Consider the following 22,678-nt stretch of genomic DNA (forward strand, 5'->3'; position numbering starts at 1 on the left):
TATCGACTTATGCTTTCCGCATGATCGAAGCAGAGATTTTCCGGGCGCTCGCCGACCCCACCCGTCGCGCCGTCTATGAGCGGCTGACCGCCAGCGAGATGACAGTGACCGAGCTGCGCGCCGGCATGAGCGTGTCGCAGCCGGCGGTCTCGCAGCATCTCGCCATTCTGCGCGGCGCCGGCCTGGTGGTCGAGCGGCGCGCTGGCCGCAACGCCTACTACCGCGCCGATCCGCAGGGGCTCGACCCGCTGCTCGGCTGGATCGAACGCTACCGCGCCTTCTGGCCGGAAGGCATCGAGAAGTTGAAGACGGTTCTGAAGGGAATGGACCAATGACCAAGGCAGAGAATCCGACAGCGGCAGAGGCCCCGCTCAGCTTCGAATGCGAGCTTGCCGATCCGCCGGAAAAGGTCTGGCGGGCGCTGACCGAGCCGGAACTGCTGGCCGCCTGGATGATGCCGAACGACATCAAGGCGGAAGCTGGCAGCTGCTTCACCTTTGCCGGACCGGATGCGCCGATCGAATGCGAGGTGCTGGAAGCCGAGCCTGGCCGGCTGCTGCGCTATTCCTGGCGCGAGCGGCCGGCCGACAAGGATGCCGACCAGCTTCCTGCCTTTGACAGCATCGTCACCTTCACGCTGGCCCGGACAGCCTCCGGAGGCACGCATCTTCGGATCGTGCATGATGGCTTCGTGCCGGTGGCTGAGCCTGTTCTGGCCATTGCCGGCGCCGGCTGCGGGCTCTCGCTTTATGCGCGCAAGACCCCGACCGCGGCCAATGCGCCCTGCATGATGCTGCGCGCGGCCTGATAAGAGGAAACCCGTCATGAGCATTGCCAATCTGGTGCCGATGGTCATCGAGCAGTCGAGCCGCGGCGAACGTTCCTTCGATATCTTTTCGCGGTTGCTGCGCGAGCGCATCGTCTTCATCAATGGCGAGATCAACGACAATGTCTCGGCGCTGGTCTGTGCCCAGCTGCTGTCGCTGGAATCCGACAATCCCGACAAGGAGATCTCGCTCTACATCAACTCGCCCGGCGGCATGGTGACCAGCGGCTTCGCCATCTACGACACGATGCAATACATCTCCTGTCCGGTGTCGACGGTCTGCATGGGCTTCGCCGCCTCGATGGGCTCGTTTCTCCTGATGGCGGGCTCCCCGGGACGCCGCATCGCGCTGCCCAACACCAGGATCGTCCTGCATCAGCCGCTTGGCGGTTTCCAGGGCCAGGCTTCCGACATCCAGCGCCACGCCGAGGACATCGTGCGCACCAAGCAGCATATGACGGAGCTCTACGCCAGGCATTGCGGCCGCACCTACGAGGAAGTGGAGCGCACGCTCGACCGCGACTACTTCATGAGCGCCGCGGAAGCGAAGGACTGGGGCCTCGTCGACCACGTGTATGACACGCGCAAGAAAGCGGCCTGATATAGCGGAGTAGGCGCGCGGCAATTTGATCGCCGCGCGTCTGGCATCGCTTCAGCCGCGTCCCTATAGTCCGCGCATGATCAGGTCCGTTCAGTCCAGACATTTATGCGCCGCCCTCGCCGCTCTTGCCGGCGCCTTGATGGCCGGCACCGCACTGGCCGACGACAGCCAGTCGCAGAAACTGCCCGGCGTCAGCGGCGACTATCGCATCGCCAAACCGGCGCCGCAGCCGGAACCCGATGACGCGCAGCCCGCCGGCAGCGACGGCTCGTTCAAGATCGGCAACACCGATGTCAGGATCGGCGGCAGCATAACGATCGACATGGCAACGGGCGGCATGAAGCTACCGAACCACTGATCGCGGTCGCGGGTTGAGCGCCCCACAAAATGTAAGCCCCATCCCTGCTGTGCAGACGGATGGGGCTTCATGGATCTGAAATCCAACTTTGGCCGGGAGTGGACTGCCGGCGTTCTGTTTCGGATGCAACGCGGCGTTCAGCCGACGATCCGACTATGGTCTCTGATTGTAGGGAATCGGCAAGTCACGGTTTGTCGGGCCGGCGTTTCAAGTCTGCCCTGGCACTTATGCCCGCCGCGGCTCCATCTCCGTGTGGAGCCTCAAGGGACTGTCCGGTGGCGTCATGCTCCGCTCCTGGGTCCGTTGCGACAATGTCGTTCGAAGCGCTAATCGCTATCGCCTGCGGCGTCTCGCAGGCCGCCTGTTGGGCGGCGAGGCCATCGAAAGACAGCCGACTTCGTTGACGCCTTTGAGACTGCCCCCGTGAGTCGCCGTCGTCAACCGTTGAATAGCCGGTTACCGAAAAATGTGATCGCCGGGAGGTTACGTGCGGGTAAGCCGAGTGGCTCGTGGATCGACGAGGCGGGCATCGGCGACACTTGTCTTCACGAGGCTTCGAGCAACTGTTTGCACAGCGCATGACGCGAATGTTTCCACAACGCTTTGTCAGGAGCGTGTTCGGCCTTTGTTCTTTCCGCTTGCCCGCTCGCGCGAAAGGCGGTTAAACCCATAATCGGCTTGTTCCGTCGAGATTGTGGCGTCTCTCGACGTGGCGGCAAAAATACCTACATAGGGGATGGCCGGGACAAACCCGCCCAATCCAGCAAATTCCAGATCTGAGGCGGCGACCGGCGATGGCCGACCATAAATATCTTTCCATTCGCGGGGCGCGCGAACACAATCTCAAGAACGTCGATCTCGACCTGCCGCGCGACAGCCTGATCGTCATGACTGGACTGTCGGGCTCCGGCAAGTCGTCGCTCGCTTTCGACACCATCTATGCCGAGGGCCAGCGCCGCTACGTCGAAAGCCTGTCGGCCTATGCCCGGCAGTTCCTAGAGATGATGCAGAAGCCGGATGTCGACCAGATCGACGGCCTGTCGCCCGCCATCTCGATCGAGCAGAAGACCACCTCGCGCAACCCGCGCTCGACGGTTGGCACCGTCACTGAGATCTACGACTATATGCGCCTGCTTTTCGCGCGCGTCGGCATCCCCTATTCGCCCGCCACCGGCCTGCCGATCGAGAGCCAGACGGTCAGCCAGATGGTCGACCGCGTGCTGGCGCTGGACGAAGGCACCCGCCTCTATCTGCTCGCGCCGATCGTGCGCGGCCGCAAGGGCGAATACCGCAAGGAACTGCTCGAGCTGCAGAAGAAGGGTTTCCAGCGCGTCAAGGTCGACGGCACCTTCTACGAGATCGCCGACGTGCCGGCGCTGGACAAGAAGTACAAGCACGACATCGACGTCGTCGTCGACCGCATCGTCGTGCGCGGGGACCTGGCCACCAGGCTCGCGGATTCGATGGAGACGGCGCTGAAGCTCGCCGACGGCCTTGCTGTGGCCGAGTTCGCCGACCGGCCGCTCGACTCCAGCCTGACCGGCGAGGACTCGGTCAACAAGTCGAAGAACGAGACGCATGAGCGCATCCTGTTCTCGGAAAAATTCGCCTGCCCGGTGTCCGGCTTCACCATTCCCGAGATCGAACCGAGGCTGTTCTCCTTCAACAACCCGTTCGGCGCCTGCCCGACCTGCGACGGCCTCGGCAGCCAGCGCGCCATCGATCCCAACCTCGTCGTGCCGGACGAGAACGTCTCGCTGCGCGACGGCGCCATCAGCCCGTGGGCGAAGTCGACCTCGCCCTATTACGCGCAGACGCTTGAAGCGCTGGGCAAGGCCTATGGCTTCAAGCTCGGCGACAAGTTCAAGGATCTGAGCGCCCAGGCAAAAGAAGCCGTGCTGCATGGCACCGGCGAGCGCGAGATCACCTTCCAGTATGATGACGGCCTGCGCTCCTACAAGACCACCAAGACCTTCGAGGGCGTGATCCCCAATCTCGACCGGCGCTGGAAGGAAACGGAATCGGCCTGGATGCGCGAGGAGATCGAGCGCTTCATGTCGGCCACGCCCTGCCCCGCCTGCAACGGCTACAGGCTGAAGCCGGAGGCGCTGGCGGTGAAGATCGGCGGCAAGCACATCGGCGAAGTGACCGAGCTGTCGATCCGCAAGGCCGACCAGTGGTTCACCGACCTGCCGGCGCAGCTCAACGACAAGCAGAACGAGATCGCGGTGCGCGTGCTCAAGGAGATCCGCGAGCGGCTGCGCTTCTTGAACGATGTCGGCCTCGACTATCTGACGCTGTCGCGCAACTCCGGCACGTTGTCCGGCGGCGAAAGCCAGCGCATCCGGCTGGCCTCGCAGATCGGCTCAGGCCTCACCGGCGTGCTCTATGTGCTGGACGAGCCGTCGATCGGCCTGCACCAGCGCGACAATGCGCGTCTGCTCGACACGCTGAAGCACCTGCGCGATATCGGCAACACGGTGATCGTCGTCGAGCATGACGAGGACGCCATCCTGCATGCCGACTATGTCGTCGACATCGGCCCGGCCGCCGGCATCCACGGCGGCCGCATCATCGCGCAAGGCACGCCGCAGCAGATCATGGCGACGCCCGCCTCGATCACCGGCAAGTACCTGTCCGGCGAGCTCGAAGTGGCGACGCCCGCGGTGCGCCGCGAAGCCAAGAAGAACCGGCGCATCAAGGTGGTCGGCGCGCGCGGCAACAATCTGAAGAACGTCACGGCCGAAATCCCGCTCGGCACCTTCACCGCGGTCACCGGCGTGTCGGGCGGCGGCAAGTCGACCTTCCTGATCGAGACGCTGTTCAAGGCGGCCTCGCGCCGCATCATGGGCTCGCGCGAGCATCCGGCCGAGCACGACCGCATCGAGGGGCTGGAATTCCTCGACAAGGTCATCGACATCGACCAGTCGCCGATCGGCCGCACGCCGCGCTCCAACCCGGCGACCTATACCGGCGCTTTCACGCCGATCCGCGACTGGTTCGCCGGACTCCCCGAAGCCAAGGCGCGCGGCTACCAGCCGGGGCGCTTCTCCTTCAACGTCAAGGGCGGCCGCTGCGAGGCCTGCCAGGGCGACGGCGTCATCAAGATCGAGATGCACTTTCTGCCCGATGTCTACGTCACCTGCGACGTCTGCCACGGCAAGCGCTACAACCGCGAGACGCTCGACGTGCTGTTCAAGGGCAAGTCGATCGCCGACGTGCTCGACATGACGGTCGAGGAAGGCGTCGAGTTCTTCTCGGCGGTGCCAGGCGTGCGCGACAAGCTGGTGACGCTGAACCAGGTCGGCCTCGGCTATATCCATATCGGCCAGCAGGCGACGACGCTGTCGGGCGGCGAGGCGCAGCGCATCAAACTCGCCAAGGAGCTGTCGCGCAAGGCGACCGGCAAGACGCTCTATATCCTCGACGAGCCGACCACCGGCCTGCACTTCCACGACGTCGCCAAGCTGCTCGAAGTGCTGCACGAGCTTGTCGACCAGGGCAACACGGTGGTGGTGATCGAGCACAATCTCGAGGTGATCAAGACCGCCGACTGGGTGCTCGACCTCGGTCCCGAGGGCGGCGACGGCGGCGGCGAGCTTGTGGCATCAGGCACGCCCGAAGCGATCGTGCGCGAGAAGCGCAGCTACACCGGCAAGTTCCTGAAGGAGCTTCTGGAGCGGCGGCCTGGGGGTAAACGCGAAGCGGCGGAGTGATGGCAGGTAACGGCCTCGTCTCCGTCGAAAGCCGCTTCGGTGCTGTCGCGGCCATAGCTGCCGGGATGCAAAAGGTCGTCGCGACCGCTGCCGGAGTAGACCAGTCATGAGGCCGGCCCGCCCTGAAGACCTCGCCGCCATCGTCGCTCTGACCGCGGATGCCTATGCGCCTTACACGCCCATTTTCGGTGGACCGCCGATCCCCGTCACCGAGGATTATGCGCCGCACATCGGGCGCGGCGAGGTCTGGCTGTTGCAAGAAGGCTCGGACCTCGCCGGATTGATCGTGCTCGAACGTCATGCGGACCACGCCATGATCTTCAGCGTCGCCGTTTCGCCGGCCTTCCAGGGCAGGAAGCTCGGCATCAGATTGCTCGACTTCGCCGACAAGCAGGCTCGGTCATGGGGAGTGCCGGAAGTGCGGCTCTACACCAATTCGCGCATGGCGCGGAACATCGCGCTCTATGCGGCGTACGGCTATCGTGAAACGGGTCGCCGCGCCAATCCGTACCGGCCAGGATGGACGCTGGTCGACATGGCGAAGCCTGTCGACCAGGCGGCCTGATCAAATTCGAATGGAGGAGAAAGACGATGACTGCCCAAGGAAAGATCCGCGCCGGCATGGGCGGCTGGACCTTCGAGCCCTGGGACACCTCCTTCTATCCGGAGAAGCTCGCCAAGGCCAAGCAACTGCACTACGCCAGCCGCCAGGTGCCGACCATCGAGGTCAACGGCACCTATTATTCCAGCTTCAAGGAACCGACCTTCGTCAAATGGGCCAACGACGCGCCGGACGGTTTCGTCTTCTCGCTCAAGGGCAACCGCTTCGTCACCAACCGCCGCGTGCTCGGCGAGGCCGGCGAATCGATGATGCGCTTCCTCGGCTCCGGCGTTACCGCGCTCGGCGACAAGCTCGGCCCAATTCTGTGGCAGTTCGCGCCGACCAAGAAATTCGATGCCGACGATTTCGAAGCGTTCCTGAAGCTTCTGCCCGAGAAGCAGGACGGCGTGCCTTTGCGCCATGCGCTCGAAGTGCGCCACGACAGCTTCATCGTGCCGGAGTTCCCCGCATTGGCGCGCAAATACAACGCCGCGATCGTCTATGCCGACCACGCCAAATATCCGGCGATCGCCGACGTCACCGGCGACTTCGTCTATGCGCGATTGCAGACCGGCAGCGACGACAACCCCGACTGCTACACGCCGAAAGGCCTCGACGAATGGGCGGGACGTGTGAAGACCTGGGCCGAAGGTAAGCAACCCGCCGACCTGCCGCGCGCCGACCCGAAGACCGATGCGCCGGTCAAGCCGCGCGACGTGTTCGCCTACTTCATCAGCGAAGGCAAAGTGCGCGCGCCCTTCGGCGCCATGGCGCTGATGAAGCGGGTGACAGCCTAGAGCTGCGGACCTCCACAGCGGCCATAAATCAAACGCCAGAGTTTTGTTCGGCGCGCCATGCGACGCTGGTCGGCCGGTGGCTTGTCGGAACCTGCCGGCCGCCTTGACCGTTCTGTCTCAGCCGCCGACCGCAGGAGACCGCTGCGAAGTCGCAACAGCTGCCGAAGGTCGGAACGGGACGCAGCCATCTCGCGAATCGCTTGCGAAGTCCCGCAGCGTCGGAAAGGAGCGAGGAAAGATGATCGTCATCGTCGGTGCCTTGCTTACCGTTGCAGGCGTCGTGTACATGGCGGGCGCCACTCTGAGGCGCGGACGACTAAGTGATCCAGCACCCCGTCCGGCGCCGAACCTGGCAACATCGGGCCCGACATTGGAGCCGCGGCGCCGTGGGCTCGGTTTCCTCGGCCTGTCGCAGAATTGGCCGGGTCTGGCGATGATGGCGATCGGCTTTGTCCTGCTATTGTCGGTAATGATCCTGTAGCGCAGGAATCCTCGCATCTTCGCGGCGATCGTAACGTAATCGATACTTCCTTGCTCCATTAATGGACCTACGTCAGGTTGCAGAAGCCTGGCGCCGGCAAGGACGCGCATGCTGCTCGACTACAACTCACTGCTTCTGGCCGTCGGCTTCTCCGCCGCTTGCCTCAGCCTCACCCTGTTCGGAACCTGGATGGCCGCCCGTTCCGACAAGTTCCTTTTGACATGGGCAGTCAGCGTTCTGGTCGTGGTGTGCGAAGTCTTTGCCTACGACGCCTATATTAAGGCGCCAGGAACGGCCCTTGGCGTGCTGACGCTGGCGGTGCTGCTGCTGGGCTTCTCGGTCATGCTCGGTGCTGCCCATCAGTTCAGGACCAGGCGCTCGCCCTTGCCGCTGATCGCGCTCGGCGTCGGCATTTCCTGTGCCCTGGCGCTGCCTCCCATGGCGCTCGGCTATGACGGCCTGGGCTTCATGCTGGAGAATGCCCTGGCCGCGCTGCTCCTGTTCGGCACGGCGTATGAATATTGGCGGGGCCGCGCGGAGGCGCCCGTCCATCTCATCGGCGTGTCGCTGCTCTATTCACTGACCGCGGCATCCTTCGTGCTGTGCGCGGCCGTGCTGGCGTGGGATGGCAAACTGGTTCTCGGTCACGCGCCGAGCAACTGGGCGGAGGATCTGAGCCTCGTCATCGTCATCGCTTCCATGACCGGCATCGGCGCATTGTCGCTGGCGCTCAACCAGGGTCGGCTCGCCCGCCACCATCAGCGCGAGGCGCAAACCGATGCCTTGACCGGCCTGCTCAACCGCCGCGCTCTGTTCGACCTGCACGGCAAGACGCCGGTCAGCGCCTTCACCGCTGTGGTCGTGTTCGACCTCGACGGCTTCAAGGCGATCAACGACCAGTTCGGCCATGCCGCCGGCGACGAGGTGCTGAGGGTCTTTGCCGAAGTGCTTTGCGCCGGTCTGCGCCCGAACGACTCCGCCGCGCGCATGGGCGGCGAGGAATTTGCCATGGTGTTGAGGCGCATTTTGCCCGAGGTGGCTGGAGCAACGGCCGAACGTGTCAGGGCCGCTTTCGCCGCGCGCACGATTGAGACCGAAACCGGCCCGCTGCGCTGCACGGTCAGCGCCGGCTTCGCCTTCGGCAGCACGGACGGCATGAGCTTCGACAAAGTGCTCAGCGCCGCCGACAAGGCGCTCTACGCCGCCAAGCGCGCCGGCCGCAATCGCGTCCTGGACTTCCGCCTCGCCGGATGACCTTTTCGGGGCCTCCTGCTCACTCTCAGTGGTGAGCAATCACGTCGTTGAAGGCGTCAAGGTCGACATAAAAAACCTTGGTCATTTCGCCGAGCAGATCATCCTCGTCATAGCCTTGCGACATCAGGATGTTGATCGCGGTCATGATATCGACGCGCTCCGTGAGGCGCCGCTTCTGATAGTCCTCGACAAAACGTTCCATCGCCATCCCCTGGCAAGAGTCTTTTTGGACGCATTGACCGACAATCACTGCGGGGAAAGCTAAGCGGGCTCGCTTGCGTGGAACTTGCGGGCGGTGTCCGCGCCTTCCCCCCTCATTCGCGCGACTGGTACGGAAAGCGGCCGACTCACCAAGGCCAAGAAAAGACTAGCATGGAGTATTGAGCGCGCCAGAGCCGTCGAACACTTCGTCATCCTTGGGCGCAGCGACGCGAAGCGGAGCGAAGACCCGAGGATTTATGCCGTTACTTGGAAGCGTTACTGATGGTGCGGAAGTTGGAATGGCGCTGCGCAAAGAACCCTATTCTGTAGCGCAGCACTCTGCGGCCGACGTCACGGCATGGATGGTTGGGTCTGCGCCGCGTCGCTTCGCTCCTTGCTTCGCCCAAGGATGACGACGACGCGACTTACACCGTGAGGAACTTCCGCACATCCGCCCTGTCGAGGTCTTCCGCCGGACCCGTATGCACGATCTGGCCGCGATCCATGATGTTGACCTCGTCGGCTAGCTCGCGGCAGAAGTCGAGATATTGCTCAACCAGAAGCACGGCGATCTCCGCCTGGTCGCGCAGATAGCGGATGGCGCGGCCGATATCCTTGATGATCGACGGCTGGATGCCTTCGGTCGGCTCGTCGAGCACCAGGAGCTTCGGCCGCATCACCAGCGCCCGGCCGATGGCGAGCTGCTGCTGCTGGCCGCCGGAGAGATCGCCGCCGCGGCGGCCGAGCATCTGCTTCAGCACCGGAAACAGCTCGAAGACATGCGCCGGGATGTTGCGGTCCGCGCGCCGCAGCGGCGCGAAACCGGATTCCAGGTTCTCGCGCACCGTCAGCAGGGGAAAAACCTCCCTGCCCTGCGGCACGAATGCGATGCCCGACCGGGCGCGGTCATACGCCGCGCTCCGGTCGAGCGCCTTCCCCTCGAAGGCAACGCTTCCGCTCGTCAGCCGGTGGTGGCCGACGATCGATCTCATCAAACTGGTCTTGCCGACGCCATTGCGGCCGAGCACGCAAGTAATCTTGCCGGCGCCCGCCTTCAGCGAAACGCCGCGCAGCGCCTGGGCGGCGCCATAGTGAAGCGTGGCATTGGAGACTTCGAGCATGGTCAGCCCCTTCTCCAGCGCTTCAGGAAAGCGAAATCGAAACGGTAGAACGGAACCCGCCAGACCATGCTCAGCGCCCCAGATAGACTTCGACGACGCGCTCGTCCGCCGAAACGAAATCGAGCGTGCCCTCCGACAGCACCGAGCCCTCATGCAGGCAGGTGACCTTGACGCCGAGCTCGCGCACGAAATGCATGTCATGCTCGACGACCACCACTGAATGGTCGCGGGCGATGTCCTTGAGCAGGCGCGCGGTCTCCTCGGTTTCGGCATCTGTCATGCCGGCGACCGGCTCATCGACGAGCAGCAGCTTCGGGTCCTGCGCCAACAGCATGCCGATCTCCAGCCACTGCTTCTGGCCGTGGCTGAGATTGGCTGCGAGCTCGTCGCGCTTGTCGCCGAGACGGATGATGCCGAGTATGTCGTCGATGCGCCGCGCCTCGGCGGCGGAACGGCGATGGAACAGCGCCGGAAATATCGAACGCGGCCCCTTCAGCGCCAGCATCAGATTGTCCTCGACGCTGTGGCTCTCGAAGACGGTCGGCTTCTGGAATTTGCGGCCGATGCCCATCATGGCGATCTCGGCCTCGTCATGGCGGGTGAGATCGACCTGGCCGTCGAAGAAGACTTCGCCCTCGTCCGGCCGCGTCTTGCCGGTGACGATATCCATCATCGTCGTCTTGCCGGCGCCGTTGGGCCCGATGATCGCCCGCATCTCGCCCTTGTCGAGCACCAGCGACAAATTGTTGATGGCGCGAAAACCGTCGAAGGAGACCGAGACGCCGTCGAGATAAAGGATGGTGTTCGACTTGTTCATGTTCGCTCACTCCGCCGGCTGCGGCTCGGACCCGGTAGCCGACCAGGCGCCCGGCGTCCGTGCCGCAGAGCGAACGATCTTCGGCTGCGGCATCTCTGGATCGGCGCCGGCTTCCGCGGCAAGCGAGGCCGCGCGCAGCGCCTTGGCCTTGCCGCGCCAGCCGTCCCACATACCCACGATGCCCTTGGGCAGCAGCAGCGTGACGGCGACGAACAGCCCGCCCAGCGCGAACAGCCAGAATTCCGGCAGCACGCCGGTGAACCAGGATTTGCCGGCATTGACGAGCAGCGCACCGATGATCGGGCCGACGATGGTGCCGCGCCCGCCGACGGCGGTCCAGATCACCACCTCGATCGAGTTGGCCGGATCGAATTCGCCGGGATTGATGATGCCGACCTGCGGCACGTAGAGCGCGCCGGCTATGCCGGCCATGATTGCCGAGACGGTGAAGGCGAACAGTTTGACGTTCTCCGCCCGCCAGCCAAGGAAGCGGGTGCGGCTCTCGGCGTCGCGCACGGCCATCAGCAGCTTGCCGTATTTGGAACGCACGATGGCCGCGGTTACGAAGACTGCAAGCGCGAGCGTGACGGCGCTCGCGGCAAACAGCGCCGAGCGCGTCGCGTCCGCCTGCACGCTAAAGCCGAGTATGTCCTTGAAGTCGGTCAGGCCGTTGTTGCCGCCGAAGCCCATGTCGTTGCGGAAGAAGGCCAGCAGCAGCGCATAGGTCATCGCCTGCGTGATGATCGACAGATACACGCCGGTGACGCGGCTGCGGAAGGCGAACCAGCCGAAGACGAAGGCAAGCAGGCCCGGCACGGCCAACACCATCAGCGCCGCGAACCAGAAATGGTCGAAGCCGTACCAGAACCAGGGCAGCTCCTTGTAGTTCAGGAACACCATGAAGTCGGGCAGGATCGGATTGCCGTAGACGCCGCGCGAACCGATCTGGCGCATCAGATACATGCCCATCGCATAGCCGCCGAGCGCGAAAAAGGCGCCGTGGCCGAGCGAAAGGATGCCGCAATAGCCCCAGACCAGGTCGAGCGCGAGGGCCAGCAGCGCGTAGCAGAGATATTTGCCGACCAACGCTACGATGTAAGGCGGGATGTAGAAAGCGCTTTGCGGCGACACCGCGAGGTTGAGCAGCGGCACGATGATGGCTGCCGCGAGCAGCGCGAAGATCGTAACGCCAATCCGGCGATCGGCGGCAAAGAAGCGCTGCGCGATCATGCTTCCACCGCCCTGCCCTTCAGCGCGAACAGGCCGCGCGGGCGCTTCTGGATGAACAGGATGATCAGCACCAGGACGACGATCTTGCCGAGCACCGCGCCGGCATAGGGTTCGAGGAACTTGTTGACGATGCCGAGCGAGAAGGCGCCGACCAGCGTGCCCCACAGATTGCCGACGCCGCCGAACACCACGACCATGAAGCTGTCGATGATGTAGCCGCGGCCGAGATTGGGCGACACGTTGTCGATCTGGCTGAGCGCCACGCCGGCGATGCCCGCAATGCCGGAGCCCAGCGCGAAGGTCAGCGCGTCGACCCAAGGCGTCTTGATGCCCATGGAGGCCGCCATGCGCCGGTTGGCGGTCACGGCGCGCATCTGCAGCCCCCAGGGCGTGCGCTTCATGACGTAGAGCAGGACGCCGAACACCGCTAGCGCGAACACCAGGATCCACAGCCGGTTCCAGGTGATCGCGAGCTGGCCGATATCGAACGAGCCGGACATCCAGGACGGATTGCCCACCTCCTGGTTGGTCGGCCCGAAAATGGTGCGCACCGCCTGCTGCAGGATCAGCGAAACGCCCCAGGTGGCCAGCAGCGTCTCGAGCGGCCGGCCATAGAGGAAGCGGATGATGCCGCGCTCGATCGCGAGGCCGACAAGCGCCGCGACTAGGAAGGCGAGCGGCAGCGCGATCACCAGCGACCAGTCGAACAGGCCGGGAAACGAGGTGCGGATCACCTGCTGGACGACGAAGGTCGTATAGGCGCCAAGCATGACCATCTCGCCATGCGCCATGTTGATGACGCCCATGACGCCGAAGGTGATGGCGAGGCCGATTGCTGCGAGCAGCAGCACCGATCCGAGCGAGATGCCGTACCAGATGTTCTGCCCCGCATCCCAAAATGCCAGCGTCGAATTGATACTCGCGATTGTGGCCGTCGCCGCTTCCTTGACCGCTCCGGAGGCGTTGGCCTCGACGGAGGTGAGAAGCGAGACCGCGTCGCGGTCGCCGCGGGCGCCGATCAAGGCAATTGCGGCGAGCTTGTCCGTATCGGGCTTGTCCGAAACCAGTATGGAAGCGCCACGCGCCTGCTCCAGCAAAGCCTTGACGCTCGCCACGGTTTCACTGGCGATCGCCGCGTCGAGCGGCTCGATGTTGGCGGCATCAGGTGTCTTGAACATGGTGTCGGCGGCGGCGATGCGGACAGTCGGATCCTTGGAACCAAGCGTCAGCGTGCCCAATGCATCGCGGATAGTGCGGCGCAAGGTGTTGTTGACGCCGATCTGGGTTAAGTCATCTGCGGAAGCCTCGCCCGCTGCCTCGCCGCTCAGCGGGTCGAAAAGCTGGATGCTGTCGCTGCCTTCCTTGCCGACAAACACCATCGAGTCGGCGGCGCGACTGTAAAGATTGCCTTCCGCCAATGCAGCAAGCGGCCGTTCGACAGCCGGATCGCCTGTGGCTGCCAACTCGCGAACGATAACTCCCGTCTCGGAAAAGTCCGCAGCTGTCGCGAATTTGGCGATGATGGCACGCAGATCGGCTTCCGCAGCGCCCGAGGAGGACAGCGTCGTCAGCAGGAACAAAAGCGTGAGGCCAATCGCACGGAAGATCTTCATCGGTATTTGGCGACCCTTGAAGGGTTTAATGGGCGTCCGGACGGTGGAGGAAACCGTCCGGACGCGCGCAGTCTTGGGCATGGACCTGATGGTCCAGCCCGGGGAGGATCAGTTGGTGCCCTTGCCGCCGCACTTGCCGGTTTTGACATTGAAGTTGCCGCAGCTGAGCGGCGCGCGCCAATCGGAAATCAGGTCCTTGGAATCGGGCAGGTAGTCGGACCATTCGTCGCCCATCACAAGGCCGGGCGTCTTCGAGACCGTCTGGAACTGGCCATTGGCCTGGATTTCACCGATCAGCACCGGCTTCGTGATGTGATGGTTCGGCATCATCGCCGAATAGCCGCCGGTCAGGTTCGGCACCGAAACGCCGACCATGGCGTCGATGACCTTGTCCGGATCAGTGGTGCCGGCCTTCTGAACCGCCTTCACCCACATGTTGAAGCCGATATAGTGAGCTTCCATCGGGTCGTTGGTGGTGCGCTTGTTGTTCTTGATGAACTTGTGCCAGTCGGCGATGAACTTCTTGTTCTCGGGCGTGTTGACGCTCTCGAAATAATTCCAGGCGGCGAGATGGCCGACCAGTGGCTTGGTGTCGAGACCGGCGAGCTCTTCCTCGCCGACCGAGAAGGCCATGACCGGGATGTCCTCGGCCTTGATGCCCTGGTTGCCGAGTTCCTTGTAGAACGGCACGTTGGCATCGCCGTTGACGGTCGAGACCACCGCGGTCTTCTTGCCGGCCGAGCCGAAGTTCTTGATCGCCGAGACCTCGGTCTGCCAGTCGGAGAAGCCGAACGGCGTGTAGTTGACCATGATGTCCTCGGCCGGCACACCCTTCGACTTCAGATAGGCTTCGAGGATCTTGTTGGTGGTGCGCGGATAGACGTAGTCGGTGCCCTCGAGCACCCAGCGCTTCACCGAGCCGCCATCGGCGCTCATCAGGTAATCGACGGCCGGAATGGCCTGCTGGTTCGGCGCAGCGCCGGTGTAGAAGACGTTGCGCTCGCTCTCCTCGCCCTCATATTGGACTGGATAGAACAGGATGTTGTCGAGCTCCGAGAACACCGGCAGCACCGACTTGCGCGACACCGAGGTCCAGCAGCCGAACACGGCCGCGACCTTGTCCTTCGAGATCAGCTCGCGCGCCTTCTCCGCGAACAGCGGCCAGTTGGACGCCGGGTCGACGACCACGGCTTCCAGTTTCTTGCCGAGCAGGCCGCCCTTGGCGTTCTGCTCGTCGATCAGCATCAGCATGACGTCTTTCAGCGTCGTCTCCGAAATCGCCATGGTCCCCGACAGCGAATGGAGAATACCGACCTTGATCGTGTCTTCCGCCGCCTTCGCGGAAGCCGACGCCAGCAGGCCAGCCGCGACGACGCCCGCCGACAGGATCTTTGTTATTTTCGCGAAGTTACCCCTCATATGACACGCTCCCAAGCTTGGTTGTTTGCACCGCCACATAGACCGTGCAAGCGACGTGCCAGACGGGAATGCGCGCAACGGAATTGCGGGATAACGATGAGATTACAGCCGGTTATCCAGTAGCCGGGAAACTTTTAGATCCACTGCCACGCGACCAAGTTGAGAAAAGTTTACGCAGCACTGCCTAGATTCTGCCCAATTGGTAAAAATGCCTTAAATTTCATCATGCAGACAAAAGGCTGGCTGATCGGCCCTGTTGCAGGGCCATGGCGAAATGGGGCAAGGTCGCCGCGCAAACGAGCGACGTCATGACCCTGCGAACGATCCTGAGTTTCCTGCTTCTGCTGTCCGCCGCCGGAAGCGCGCATGCCGATTTCACCGACGGCAAGCTGCCCGACGGCGCCTATCACTGCGAGGTCTACCTGCTCGGCCTGTTCCTCGACCTCGGCGTGATCACCATCAAGAGCAACCTCTATAGCGGCCCGGTGACCTTCGGCGCCACGCCGCAAGCCTACGACTACCAGATGAACCCCAATGGCGAGATCACCTGGCTCGGGCCGCTCGGCGGCTACACCAGCGGCGGCAACTCGATCTCGATGACCCAGGCGACGCTCGACGACCCGAGCGGCCCCTCCTTCGACATCATCATGAAGCAGCAGGACGGCGCCTTCACCGCCTCGACCTGCACCAGAAGATAGCCGCCGGCTCCGCATAAAAAGGCGCGGAACCCTTTCGGGTCCCGCGCCAGCAGGCAGTCGGGAGGATGAACGCAATTCCAGGAAAAGTGCTTAGCGGTTTTCCGTCCGGAATTGCGTCAAACAAAAATAGCTGGAGCGGATCGGCGGTGACGCCGAACCGCTTCAGATAGTCTTGGCCGACATCTGCGCCGCGATGTAGTCGGCCTGGCCGATCGCCAGTGTCACGATGGTCAGCGTCGGGTTCTCCGCCGCGCCGCTGGTGAACTGGCTGCCGTCGGAGACGAACAGGTTCTTGATGTCGTGCGACTGGCCGTGCTTGTTGACGACTCCGTCCTCCGGCTTCTCGCTCATCCGGTTGGTGCCGAGATTGTGGGTGGAAGGATAAGGCGGCGTGGGGAAGGTTCGCGTCGCCCCGACAGCGGCATAGAGCGCCTGGCCTTGGCTGTAGGCATGGTCGCGCATCGCCGTGTCGTTGGGGTGATCGTCGAAATGGACGTCGGCGATCGGCATGCCGTGCTCGTCCTTTTCGTCCTTGTGCAGCGTGATGCGGTTCTCCTCGCGCGGCATGTCCTCGCCGACGATCCACAGGCCCGCCATATGATCGTAGTGGTCGAGCGCCGTGGTGAAGGAACGGCCCCAGCCGCCGGGATTGAGGAAGGCCGCCATGAACGGCAGGCCAAGCGACAATGTCTCCATCTCGTAGCCGCCGACGAAGCCGCGCGACGGATCGTGGCGCGCCTCGTCGCGGATGATGCCGGCCATGGTGGTGCCGCGATACATGTGCACCGGCTTGTCGAAGATCGCGTAGACCGAGCCGGTGGTGTGGCGCATGTAGTTCTTGCCCACCTGTCCCGACGAGTTGGCGAGCCCGTGCGGGAACTTGCTCGATTCCGAATTGAGCAGCAGGCGCGGGCTCTCGATCGAATTGCCGGCCACCGCGACGATGCGGGCCTTCTGTTCCTGCAGCTTGCCGTCCTTGTCAGCATAGACGACGCCGGTCACCTTGCCGGAAGCGTCATGGTTGATCTTGATCACCATCGAATTCGGCCGGACCTCCAGATGTCCGGTCGCTTCGCCCTTAGGGATTTCGGTATAGAGCGTCGACCATTTGGCGCCCCATTTGCAGCCCTGGAAGCAGAAGCCGGTCTGCTGGCAGGAGTTGCGGTCGTCGCGCTGCACCGAATTGATCGCCATGTTGCCGGTGTGGCATTCCTTGTAGCCGAGCTTGTCGGCGCCGGCCTTGAGCACCTTGAAATTGTTGTTGCCGGGCAGCCGCGGCCAATTGTTGGTGCCGGTGACACCCATCTTGGCTTCGGCCTTGGCGTAATAGGGCTCCATCTCGGCCAGCGTCACCGGCCAGTCGAGGAGGTTCGCGCCCTTGACCTTTCCGTAGGTCGTGGCCGCCTTGAATTCATGCTCCTGGAAGCGCAGCGAGGCGCCCGCCCAGTGCGTGGTCGAACCACCGACCGATTTCACGATCCAGGCCGGCAGGTTCGGGAAATCCTTGGCCACGCGCCAGTCGCCCGAGGTGGTGCGCTTGTCCTTCCAGGCGAGCTGGGCAAAGGAATCCCACTCGTCATTGATGAAATCCTCATATTCGTGGCGTGCGCCCGCCTCGAGGATGACGACGTCGATGCCTTTCTGCGCCAGCTCGTTGCCGAGCGTGCCGCCGCCGGCGCCGGAGCCGATGATGACGACCACGCCATCGTTCTTGAGATCAAATGATGCTGCCATGGTTTCCTCCCATGAAATCCGTCGAAATGCGGTTCAGGACAGAGCGGCCTACAGCCACTCGATGTCGTTGAAGCCGCGCGCGATGTAGCCGCCCTTGGAATAGGACTCGCCTTCGTAGCCAAAGATCGGCCACAGCTCCTTCTGGTTGTAGAGGCTGACGACAAGGCCGCCGCGCACCGCCTGGAAGAACGGCGTCTTCTCGATGCCGGTGAGCAGCGCGACCCGCTGCTCTTCCCAGCCGATCCCGCGATAACCGCCCTTGCCGGCCTTCTTGTCGAGCTCGGCGATGCCCTTCTCGATCAGTTCCTTATGGGCCGGGTCCTTGGCCGCCGTCTCGTCATGGCCCTTGACGGCAATGGCGTAGTATTTGTCGGGCACCTGGTCGTGCGGATAGATGTCGCGCGCCACCTGGATCAGCGTCGCCATCGTCTCGGGTTTCAGCGCCGAGGTTTCGAGACCCCAAGCGTGTTCGGGGCTGATGACGGCGCTGCCGGAGATGATGAGCAGCGCGCCGGCGCCGCCGCGCTTGAGAAAAGCTCTCGCCGCGAAAGCCCGGCTTTATTCTCATAAACTGTAACCATGATTTCCTCCCTGCTTGCTGTTCGCGCCCCTGAGGGCGCCGTTGCTGGCGCCGCGCCTCTCCGCGGCGGAATGTCCCCTATTGGAAGCGCCCTCCTCGCTGCAGGACCTCGATCTTGTAGCCGTCGGGATCCTCGATGAAGAAGAAGCGGGCAATCCGCACCCCGTCGTGATTGAACTCGACAATCTTCCTCGGATTGAAGCCGAGCGCGCCGATCCGATCATGCTCGCTGTCGAGATCGGCGACCGAGACGGCGAGATGGCCGTAGCCGTCGCCCAGCGCATAGGGCTCGGTGCGCCCCTTGTTCACGGTCAGCTCCACCTCGAAGGGCGAGTCCGCATTGCTGAGATAAATCAGTGTGAAGGTCTCGAAATCGAGCCGCTGCGCCACCTCGAGGCCGAAGGCCTTGTTGTAGAAATCGACGGACCGTGCCTCGTCGAGAACCCTGATCATGGAATGGATCGCCTTCGCCAAATCGGACTCCGCAGCTTTCTTGATTTCGAAGCCGATTATGCGTGCTGGCGAAAAAAGGTGGTGGCAGCCGATTACCACGCATGCGGCTTGGAAATGGCTAGTCTCCCGGCGCGGGCGAGGATGGGCGCGCCTAAGGACGAAAGTCTGATTGCCGTTGCCGGCCGTTGGATCGAAGATGACAAACGCAGGCAGTGTTCAAAAAGGCGCCGGCTCGCTCAATCGGCGCCCAAGACAAACAAAACGGGAGGTACTGATGTGCAGAGTCTTCGCCGGGCAAGACCCGGAAGGCTACCGGCAGATCAACCGGTCGATTCGCATCGACGGTCATTCGACCAGCATCCAGCTCGAGGCGACATTCTGGGGTCTGCTTGACGAGATCGCCGACAGCCAGGGACTGACGACACCGAAATTCATCTCGAAGCTCTATGACGAGGCGATCGAGATCAACGGCCAGATCCCGAACTTCGCCTCCATGCTGCGCACGACCTGCGCGCTCTATCTGCGCGGCCACCGGCCCAATGCCGAGGAACAGGCTGCGTTGAAGCGGGAAGCCGCCTAACTCTCTGCCGCGACTTCGAGCGCCAGCCGGGTCATGTCGGTGAAGAGGGCCTGACGCTCCGCATAGTCCGTCAGCTCGCCGGTGGCGATATGATCGACCACGGTGAGCAGCGACAGGGCCCGGGCGCCGAACTGCGCGGCAATCCGATAGAGCGCGCTGGTCTCCATATCGACCGCCAGCGCCCCGAGCGCCCTCGGCTCGTCGAACCGCGCGCGGCCGTCGGGATGGTGGAACACGTCGCTGCAGATTGTCAGCCCGGCGCTGCAGGCGATGCCGAGATCAGCCGCGCGTCGCAGCGCCAGCGCATGCAGCGCCGGATCCGGTCCCGCCGGCTGGTACAGCCCGAACACCTGTCCGCTAATCGCGCTCTCCGCCCGCACTTCGCTGGAGACGACGAGCCCGCGCAAGGGCACATCGTCTGACAAGCCGCCACTGGTGCCGGTGCGTATCAGCGTCTTCACGCCATGATAGTCGAGCAATTCGTGCGCGTAGATCAGGAAGGATGAAACGCCGATGCCGGTCGCCTGGATGCTGACCGGCTTGCCGCGGAACCGGCCGGTGAAGCCCAGCGCGCCCCTTCGGCGGTTGACGCAGCGAGGCGCCTCGAGAAAGGTCTCCGCCATCCATTGGGCGCGCTCGGGGTCGCCCGGCAACAGCACCGTTTCGGTATAATCGCCCCTGTCCGCCTCGATATGCGGCGTCACGCGCTACTACCCTCCGATAGACCCATCCGGCGACCATCATGGCAGGGCCGTCGCAATGTGCAAGCGATAGCTCATTTGGAAGCAATTCCAGCGAGCTGTAAGGCGGTCAGGCACCAGCGCCTTCGCCTTGCGTCGTCCGTCCCAATTGCGTCAGTGCTCTAGGATTCCAGCACGTCCTTGACGATCGTCGCCAATTGCTTCAGCGAGAACGGCTTCGGCAGGAAGCCGAAATGGGCGTCGGCCGGCAGGTTCTTGGCAAAGGCGTCCTCGGCATAACCCGAAACGAACACGAACTTGATGTCCGGCTGACGCTTGCGCAGCTCGCCGAGCAATGTCGGCCCGTCCATCTCCGGCATCACCACGTCGGACACCACGATATCGACCTTGCCGCCGAGCGCCTCGAACACTTCCAGCGCCTCGACGCCGGACGACGCTTCATGCACGGTGTAGCCGCGCGACGTCAGCGCCCGCACACCGCCCATGCGCACGGCGTCCTCGTCCTCGACCAGAAGCACGGTGGCCGAACCGGACAGGTCCTTGGCCGTATCGGCCGGCTTGGCCGGAGCCGCCGCCACGGCTGCCGGCGCCGCGCCGGGCTCGGCCTGCTTCTTCATCTCGGCGATGTGGCGCGGCAGGAAGATGCGGAACACCGTGCCCTTGCCGACCTCGGAATCGCAGAAGATGAAGCCGCCGGTCTGCTTGATGATGCCGTAGACCATCGACAGGCCGAGGCCGGTGCCCTTGCCCACTTCCTTGGTCGTGAAGAACGGCTCGAAGATCTTCTTGAGAACGTCGGGCGCAATGCCGCTGCCGGTGTCCTCGACATCGACGAGCACATAGTCGGCCGGCGTCAATTCGCGATAGGCGAAGGATTTGCATTCTTCCGTCGTGACGTTGCGGGTGCGCACGGTAAGATCACCGCCGCTCGGCATGGCGTCGCGGGCGTTGACGGCGAGGTTGACCACCACCTGCTCGAATTGGCCGATGTCGACCTTCACCGGCCACAGGTCGCGCCCGTGGTCGATCTTCAGCTTGATGTCGTTGCCGACAAGGCGGGCGAGCAGCATCCGGAGATCGGCCAGGACATCGGTCAGGTTGAGCACTTCCGGCCGCAGCGTCTGCTTGCGCGAGAAGGCCAGCAATTGCCGCACGAGCGAAGCCGCCCGATTGGCGTTCTGCTTGATGTTCATGATGTCGGGGAAGGACGGATCCGACGGACGGTGGTTGGTCAACAGAAGGTCGGACGCCATGATGATGGCGGTGAGCACGTTGTTGAAGTCATGCGCGATACCGCCGGCAAGCTGACCGACCGCCTGCATCTTCTGACTCTGCGCCATCTGGCCCTCGAGCGCCTTCTGCTCGGTGGTCTCGACCGCATAGACGATGGCCGATTCCTCGGCGCCCTCGCTGCCCGCGCTGTCGGCGACGGCGTTGACGTAGAAGCGGATATGGCGCTCCTCATTGCCGGGCAGCACGGAGTCGATCGGCTCGATATTGGCCTGCCGCTGCCTGGCCTTCTCGAAGGCGGCGGCGAAGGCCGGCCGGTCGCGTTCGTGGACGATGGTCTCGAACCGCACCCGCCGGTCGACGGCGTCGCGGTCGACCACGGATGAAAACAGCTGCAGGAACGGCGCGTTGGTGCGCAGGATGCGCCCGCTCGCATCGACGCCCGCGATAGCCATGGGAGTCGAGTTGAAGAAACGGGTGAAGCGAACCTCGGAGGCCCGCAGTTCCGCCGAAGCGTCCTCGCCCTGGGTACGGTTGAGCACGATGGTGCGGGTCGGGCCGTTCACGCCCTCGCGGCTTGCCGAAACCCGGTGCATGAAGCGCACCGGCAGCGCCTGGCCGCTCATGGTGGTGAGGTCGAGGTCGATGACGGCATTGCGGGTCGTGCCGGGATCGGCCTTGACCGAGCGGACCAGCGCCATGCCGTCGCCGGCGATGATTTCCGGCAGCGTGATGGCGCCCGGCGTGAAGGAGGCAAGGTCGATGCCCAGCCACTCGGCGAGCGTGGCGTTGATATAGGTGACGCGGCCTTCCTGGTCGGCCGAGAAGAACCCGGCCGGCGCATGGTCGAGATGGTCGATGGCCTTTTGCAGGTCGAGGAAGAAACGCTCCTGCTCCGCCCGTTCCTGCGAGATGTCGGCAAGCTGCCAGGCCAGCATCGGCAGCCTTTGCCCGGGCATGCTGAAGGCGCGGGCGCGGGCCCGGTACCAGCGCGCGCCGGGCTCGGCGCCGGGCTTGATCGACTGCGCCAGCCGGAACTCGCCGTCGCCCGCCTGGCCGTCGCGCAGGCCCGACGCCAGCCTGTAGATCGTCATAGAGGCCTCGGGAACATCAGACAAGAGACCTTCGACGGTCTTGAGATCGGCCGCCGAGGCGGCGCCCGTCATGTCGGCATAGGCGCGATTGGCATAAACGACGCGGCCCTTGGTGTCGGTCACCAGCAGGCCCTGCGACATCGAGTCGACAAAGGCTTTCGACAGTTCGTCACCGGTCGACCGCGGCGCGATCTGCACGAAGCCGATCGCGGTCGCGAACAGGAAGCCGACGCCGATCATGGCGAGCACGCCGAGCATGCCGAGCAGAAAAGGATCGCCGAGCCGCTCGCGGAAAAGTCCGAAGACGATCGCGGCGCCGGTCAACACGACGATGAAGACGATGAGCCTGGTGACGGCGCCCGGACGCGTGTTCTGGTCGACGATCGGTACCGGATAGAAATCGCCGCGCGCTTCCTTGGCCATGTTCCCCCTGCTCGTGATTCCGGTGTCCGACGGGCGCGGACGGCCGGTTGAATCACATTCTCCTGTAACGGAAAAGGCCCCGGCGGCAAATGTCCGATAAAATCAATGATTCATGTTTCAAACTGTTCACGATGGGTGATGTGAACTTGC

21 protein-coding genes and 1 pseudogene are annotated in these 22,678 nt (G+C 63.7%); 11 read left to right on the forward strand and 11 right to left on the reverse strand.

Annotated features, from left to right (window positions below):
* The first annotated feature begins 20 nt into the window (after nt 1-20).
* The 9 genes from EJ068_RS00345 (at nt 21) to EJ068_RS00385 (ending at nt 8,634) form a co-directional block, all read left to right on the forward strand.
* Nucleotides 21-335 carry a metalloregulator ArsR/SmtB family transcription factor gene (locus EJ068_RS00345; protein WP_126082574.1) on the forward strand — a complete coding sequence of 105 codons (315 nt, stop codon included), beginning with the start codon at nt 21-23 and terminating at the stop codon, nt 333-335.
* Complete coding sequence (locus tag EJ068_RS00350; protein WP_126082573.1) at nt 332-808, forward strand: SRPBCC domain-containing protein; 477 nt, start codon at nt 332-334, stop codon at nt 806-808. The genes EJ068_RS00345 and EJ068_RS00350 overlap by 4 nt, the downstream gene beginning before the upstream one ends.
* Before the next feature lie 16 nt (nt 809-824).
* The gene (locus tag EJ068_RS00355) at nt 825-1,427 is read left to right on the forward strand and encodes an ATP-dependent Clp protease proteolytic subunit (protein ID WP_126082572.1); all 603 of its coding nucleotides are present in this window, start codon (nt 825-827) and stop codon (nt 1,425-1,427) included.
* A gap of 76 nt (nt 1,428-1,503) precedes the next feature.
* The gene (locus EJ068_RS00360; RefSeq protein WP_126082571.1) at nt 1,504-1,785 is read left to right on the forward strand and encodes a hypothetical protein; all 282 of its coding nucleotides are present in this window, start codon (nt 1,504-1,506) and stop codon (nt 1,783-1,785) included.
* Nucleotides 1,786-2,579: 794 nt separating this feature from the next.
* On the forward strand, nt 2,580-5,501 hold the full coding sequence (gene uvrA, locus EJ068_RS00365) for an excinuclease ABC subunit UvrA (protein WP_127249462.1): 2,922 nt from the start codon (nt 2,580-2,582) through the stop codon (nt 5,499-5,501).
* 106 nt (nt 5,502-5,607) lie between these two features.
* Nucleotides 5,608-6,066: a GNAT family N-acetyltransferase gene (locus tag EJ068_RS00370; RefSeq protein ID WP_127249463.1), complete on the forward strand. Its 459-nt coding sequence runs from the start codon at nt 5,608-5,610 to the stop codon at nt 6,064-6,066.
* A 26-nt stretch (nt 6,067-6,092) separates the two neighbouring features.
* Nucleotides 6,093-6,899, forward strand: coding sequence for a DUF72 domain-containing protein (locus tag EJ068_RS00375; RefSeq protein WP_127249464.1), 807 nt, complete (start codon nt 6,093-6,095; stop codon nt 6,897-6,899).
* Nucleotides 6,900-7,137: 238 nt separating this feature from the next.
* Entirely contained in the window at nt 7,138-7,380 is a 243-nt protein-coding gene (locus tag EJ068_RS00380; protein ID WP_127386380.1) for a hypothetical protein, read from the forward strand.
* 108 nt (nt 7,381-7,488) lie between these two features.
* On the forward strand, nt 7,489-8,634 hold the full coding sequence (locus EJ068_RS00385) for a GGDEF domain-containing protein (RefSeq protein WP_127253002.1): 1,146 nt from the start codon (nt 7,489-7,491) through the stop codon (nt 8,632-8,634).
* A 25-nt stretch (nt 8,635-8,659) separates the two neighbouring features.
* Here EJ068_RS00385 and EJ068_RS00390 read toward each other — a convergent pair whose 3' ends face one another.
* From EJ068_RS00390 to urtA, 6 genes are all read right to left on the reverse strand, one after another.
* Nucleotides 8,660-8,836, reverse strand: a complete 177-nt coding sequence (locus EJ068_RS00390; RefSeq protein WP_126060673.1) for a hypothetical protein — start codon at nt 8,834-8,836, stop codon at nt 8,660-8,662.
* A 424-nt stretch (nt 8,837-9,260) separates the two neighbouring features.
* Nucleotides 9,261-9,956 carry an urea ABC transporter ATP-binding subunit UrtE gene (urtE, locus tag EJ068_RS00395; protein WP_127253003.1) on the reverse strand — a complete coding sequence of 232 codons (696 nt, stop codon included), beginning with the start codon at nt 9,954-9,956 and terminating at the stop codon, nt 9,261-9,263.
* Nucleotides 9,957-10,026: 70 nt separating this feature from the next.
* Nucleotides 10,027-10,773 carry an urea ABC transporter ATP-binding protein UrtD gene (urtD, locus tag EJ068_RS00400; RefSeq protein ID WP_127253004.1) on the reverse strand — a complete coding sequence of 249 codons (747 nt, stop codon included), beginning with the start codon at nt 10,771-10,773 and terminating at the stop codon, nt 10,027-10,029.
* A 6-nt stretch (nt 10,774-10,779) separates the two neighbouring features.
* Entirely contained in the window at nt 10,780-12,003 is a 1,224-nt protein-coding gene (gene urtC, locus EJ068_RS00405) for an urea ABC transporter permease subunit UrtC (protein WP_127253005.1), read from the reverse strand.
* Nucleotides 12,000-13,616, reverse strand: a complete 1,617-nt coding sequence (gene urtB / locus EJ068_RS00410; RefSeq protein ID WP_127253006.1) for an urea ABC transporter permease subunit UrtB — start codon at nt 13,614-13,616, stop codon at nt 12,000-12,002. Before urtB ends, urtC begins: the two co-directional genes overlap by 4 nt.
* 108 nt (nt 13,617-13,724) lie before the next feature.
* Entirely contained in the window at nt 13,725-15,035 is a 1,311-nt protein-coding gene (urtA, locus tag EJ068_RS00415; protein WP_127253007.1) for an urea ABC transporter substrate-binding protein, read from the reverse strand.
* Between the two features lie 308 nt (nt 15,036-15,343).
* Here urtA and EJ068_RS00420 point away from each other — a divergent pair, with 308 nt between their 5' ends.
* Complete coding sequence (locus EJ068_RS00420; protein WP_126082562.1) at nt 15,344-15,733, forward strand: hypothetical protein; 390 nt, start codon at nt 15,344-15,346, stop codon at nt 15,731-15,733.
* A gap of 162 nt (nt 15,734-15,895) precedes the next feature.
* Here EJ068_RS00420 and EJ068_RS00425 read toward each other — a convergent pair whose 3' ends face one another.
* From EJ068_RS00425 to EJ068_RS00435, 3 genes and pseudogenes are all read right to left on the reverse strand, one after another.
* On the reverse strand, nt 15,896-17,467 hold the full coding sequence (locus EJ068_RS00425) for a GMC family oxidoreductase (protein ID WP_127253008.1): 1,572 nt from the start codon (nt 17,465-17,467) through the stop codon (nt 15,896-15,898).
* Between the two features lie 48 nt (nt 17,468-17,515).
* A pseudogene (locus tag EJ068_RS00430) lies at nt 17,516-18,048 on the reverse strand (gluconate 2-dehydrogenase subunit 3 family protein).
* 77 nt (nt 18,049-18,125) lie between these two features.
* Nucleotides 18,126-18,521, reverse strand: coding sequence for a VOC family protein (locus EJ068_RS00435; RefSeq protein ID WP_042642790.1), 396 nt, complete (start codon nt 18,519-18,521; stop codon nt 18,126-18,128).
* A gap of 253 nt (nt 18,522-18,774) precedes the next feature.
* On the opposite strand from EJ068_RS00435, the gene EJ068_RS00440 reads away from it, so the two are divergent.
* On the forward strand, nt 18,775-19,080 hold the full coding sequence (locus EJ068_RS00440; protein WP_127253710.1) for a ribbon-helix-helix domain-containing protein: 306 nt from the start codon (nt 18,775-18,777) through the stop codon (nt 19,078-19,080).
* On the opposite strand, the gene EJ068_RS00445 is transcribed toward EJ068_RS00440, so the two are convergent.
* On the reverse strand, nt 19,077-19,784 hold the full coding sequence (locus tag EJ068_RS00445; RefSeq protein WP_127253709.1) for a purine-nucleoside phosphorylase: 708 nt from the start codon (nt 19,782-19,784) through the stop codon (nt 19,077-19,079). The genes EJ068_RS00440 and EJ068_RS00445 overlap by 4 nt on opposite strands.
* Before the next feature lie 158 nt (nt 19,785-19,942).
* Nucleotides 19,943-22,528, reverse strand: coding sequence for an ATP-binding protein (locus tag EJ068_RS00450; RefSeq protein ID WP_127253708.1), 2,586 nt, complete (start codon nt 22,526-22,528; stop codon nt 19,943-19,945).
* Nucleotides 22,529-22,678: the final 150 nt, after the last annotated feature.

It is taken from the genome of Mesorhizobium sp. M2A.F.Ca.ET.043.02.1.1, from assembly GCF_003952405.1.
Lineage (GTDB): Bacteria > Pseudomonadota > Alphaproteobacteria > Rhizobiales > Rhizobiaceae > Mesorhizobium.